Genomic DNA, 3378 nt, shown 5'->3' with positions numbered 1-3378 from the left:
ATGTTGGGCTCGGCCGCGACGACCTTGCCCTTCAGATCGGCAACGGACTTGATCTTGTCATCGGTGATGACGCCGTCGCCACCGACGGATTCGTCGATCGTGCCGATGATGATGCCGGGCGTCGAGGCGTCGCGCGGGCGGCCCTGATATTCGCCGACCGAGCGCATCTGCATCTCGATGTCGCCGCGCGCCATCGCCGCCATGACGTTGGTCAGGTCATCCTCGAACTTGATGCTGACATCAAGGCCCTTGGCGGTGAAGCAGCCAAGGTCGCTGGCGATATGGACAGGCGCAAATCCCAGCCATGTCGGCGCCAGGATGCGGATCTGGTCGGCGCTGAGGGCGAGCTGCGAACTGGCGAGCAGCAGGGCTGCGGACAAGGCGGTGCCTGGTAACGGTTTCATGATTGTTCCCCAATTTTGTTCCGTACAGGCTCGCGATTTCTGACATTGATGTAAATGAGTTTATTTAGAACGATACATCGAATAACATCGATGTATCGTTCTGTGCATCATGGGGAATGGCATGCGCCGGCTGGACAATATCGATATCCGCCTGCTGCGCGTTTTCGTGGCGCTGGCCGATTCAGGCGGGTTCGCCGCTGCGCAAATCACGCTCAACCTGTCACAGCCGACGCTGAGCACGCATCTGGCGGAGCTGGAGAAACGCATCGGTGCCCAACTCTGCCATCGCGGGCGCAAGCAATTCCGCCTGACCGAGGTTGGACAGGCAACCTACGATGCGGCGCAGAGGCTGTTCCGCGACCTTGACGATTTCGGACATCGCATCAATGCAGCCAGCGGCAGCCTGTCGGGCCGCTTGCGGGTCGGCACGTCGGATGGGGTCTTCACCAGTGGCGAACTGGGTATCCAGCACGCGCTCAGCCGCTTCATGGGGCCCGATTCCGACGTCTTCATCGACCTTTCGGTGGGTACGCCGTCCGAACTCGAGCAACAAGTTGCCGATGGCGGTCGCGACGTTGTCATCGGGCCGCTGTCGCAGAAAGCGCCTGGGGTTGTCTATCGCGACTATTGCGGCGAACCGCATCTTCTCTATTGCGGCCGCCGGCATCCGCTCTTTGCGATGCCCGATTCAAGGATCGATCAAGGCGCCGTCGATGCCGCGCGGTTCTCGGTGCGCAGCTATCGACATTTCGACGACCTCTACCTGGTCGGCCATCCCAAGGCGAGTGCATCGGTCGTGCACATGGAAGCGCAGTTGATGCTGATCCTGTCGGGCAACTTCATCGGCTTTCTGCCATGCCATTTTGCCGATCCCTGGGTCGCCGCCGGAGACATGCGGGCGATCAAGCCAAGGGCCTATTCGTTCAGTTCCATACACCGCGTCGCCTATCGCAAGACCGACGCCCAGCGCTCGCTTGTTCAGGCGTTTCTCGGTGCATTGTTCGATGCAACGCCCGTGGCGGGATAGGGCGACATGCAAGCGCGCCACCGGCGAAGATCACAAAGAGGTTTGCAGGGCCTGCAATGACCGCGTCATGTTTTCCCTGGCCTGCGGTTCGAAGCGCTGGCGAAACTCTTCAGTGTGGAAGATGTGCGGGCGGGCGAGGAAAGTCTTCAGGACAGCACTGCGTCCGGCCCGCCACATTGGCTCCTCCACCCAGTGGTACTCGCGCCGCACGGCGCGCTCATAGGCGTCGAAGGCGTCCGGCGCGGCTCCCAGGATCGACAGATCCATATCCAGGAAAAGACTTGCGTCCCGTGTGGCCGCCGCGTCTTCGAACGGCGGCACCTGGTGCGTGGCGGTGGCGACGATCATTGCCGAGATGCGGTTGAGGCGTGAAGGATTTGCGCGGCCCGCCAGCTTTTTCTCGGCAAGGGCAGCACTTTGCGCCTCATTGTCCTTGGCCTTGCTGTCATAGATGGCATCGTGGAACCAGATCGCCGCTTCGATCGCCTCGGGGTCGCCGAGCAATCCTCGATAGTCGCCAGCGAGTGCCAGCATCGCCTCGATATGGGCAAGGTTGTGGTAGTGGCGGCCCTGTGCCCGGTAGAGCGCCGAAAGCTCGCTTTTCAGCGCGTCGTCGATCAAGGGTTCGTTTTCCATGGCTGCTTGAATTCCCGCGAACCAAATCCATTTGACAAAGCACTAAGGAAAATTGAGTTCAATCGTGCTATGATCTGGCTTATATGTGCGGCCAGGCAACAGGCAAGCACAACAGGCAAGCCAGGCAGGACGCAGGACGAGACGGCGATGAACAGCATCAGCATTTCCCGACACAGCGCATTGAAGCCGGTCGATCCGATCTGGCGTTCGATCCGCGACGAGGCCATGGAGGCTGTCAACCGCGACCCGCTGCTCGCTGCATTCCTCTATTCGACCATCCTCAACCAGGACAGCCTGGAAGAAGCAGTCATTCATCGGCTGGCCGAGCGGCTGGCGCACCAGGACATCGGCTCCGATCTCATCCGCCAGACCTTCAAGTCCATGCTGGCCGACGACAAGGAGTGGCCGACGACGGTGCGTGTCGACATCCAGGCCTATTACGATCGCGATCCGGCCTGCGACCGCTTCATCATGCCTGTGCTCTATTTCAAGGGTTTCCACGCCATCCAGACCCATCGGCTGGCGCATTGGCTGTGGAACCAGGGGCGCAAGGATTTCGCGCTCTATCTGCAGAGCCGCTCGTCCTCGGTCTTCCAGACCGACATCAACCCCGCCGCCCGCATCGGCAAGGGCATCTTCATCGACCACGCCACCGGCCTCGTGGTCGGCGAGACCGCTGTCATCGAGGACGACGTGTCGATCCTGCATGGCGTGACGCTGGGCGGCACCGGCAAGGCCGGCGGCGACCGCCACCCCAAGATCCGCTACGGCGTGCTGATCGGCGCCGGCGCCAAGATCCTCGGCAACATCGAAATCGGCCATTGCTCGAAGATAGCGGCCGGCTCGGTGGTGCTGTCGCCTGTGCCGCACAACAAGACGGTTGCCGGCGTGCCGGCCCGCGTCGTCGGTGAGACCGGCTGCGATCAGCCGTCGCGCCAGATGGACCAGCTTCTGCCGTCGCAGACGATGGATCAGGTCGTCAGTTTCGACATCTGATTTTCACGGCGCCGTCGTCTGCTGTCGGATTCCGGCCGCGGGCAGGAGCGGGCGGTTGTCTCGCCTTATCAGGCCGCTTGCCTTTACATCGCCATTGTCGACGTGCCAGAAGCGCGTTCGAACGAGCAAGCCCGATGATCGGAGAAGACTGTTGAAGCCGGACGAAATCAGAAAGCTGGACGCCTATTTCAAGCGCGTCTTCCAGAACCCCAAGCTCGAGGTCAAGGCACGGCCGCGCAAGGACGATTCGGCCGAGGTCTATGTCGGCGACGAATTCCTCGGCATCGTCTTCAAGGACGAGGACGACGGCGATTA

5 protein-coding genes are annotated in these 3378 nt (G+C 61.4%); 3 read left to right on the top strand and 2 right to left on the bottom strand.

What is annotated here, in order from left to right; genetic code table 11:
* Positions 1-404, bottom strand: a 404-nt coding sequence (locus EN964_RS29385; RefSeq protein ID WP_164776068.1) for an ABC transporter substrate-binding protein, incomplete at its 3' end; no start/stop codon positions are given.
* A gap of 109 nt (positions 405-513) precedes the next feature.
* Here EN964_RS29385 and EN964_RS29380 point away from each other — a divergent pair.
* Complete coding sequence (locus tag EN964_RS29380) at positions 514-1431, top strand: LysR family transcriptional regulator (RefSeq protein WP_245490700.1); 918 nt, start codon at positions 514-516, stop codon at positions 1429-1431.
* 30 nt (positions 1432-1461) lie between these two features.
* On the opposite strand, the gene EN964_RS29375 is transcribed toward EN964_RS29380, so the two are convergent.
* A complete protein-coding gene (locus EN964_RS29375) occupies positions 1462-2067 on the bottom strand; it encodes a hypothetical protein (RefSeq protein WP_127268140.1) in 606 nt (201 codons plus the stop codon).
* 147 nt (positions 2068-2214) lie between these two features.
* On the opposite strand from EN964_RS29375, the gene cysE reads away from it, so the two are divergent.
* Together cysE and EN964_RS29365 are read left to right on the top strand one after the other, a co-directional pair.
* Positions 2215-3063, top strand: coding sequence for a serine O-acetyltransferase (gene cysE, locus EN964_RS29370; RefSeq protein ID WP_013531333.1), 849 nt, complete (start codon positions 2215-2217; stop codon positions 3061-3063).
* Between the two features lie 151 nt (positions 3064-3214).
* Positions 3215-3378: DUF3126 family protein (locus EN964_RS29365; protein ID WP_127277069.1), on the top strand; the 164-nt coding region annotated here is incomplete at its 3' end.

Origin of the sequence: Mesorhizobium sp. M7A.F.Ca.CA.001.10.2.1 (genome assembly GCF_003998575.1) — a bacterium.
GTDB lineage: Bacteria > Pseudomonadota > Alphaproteobacteria > Rhizobiales > Rhizobiaceae > Mesorhizobium.
This window is presented reverse-complemented; position numbering and strand designations above follow the sequence as displayed.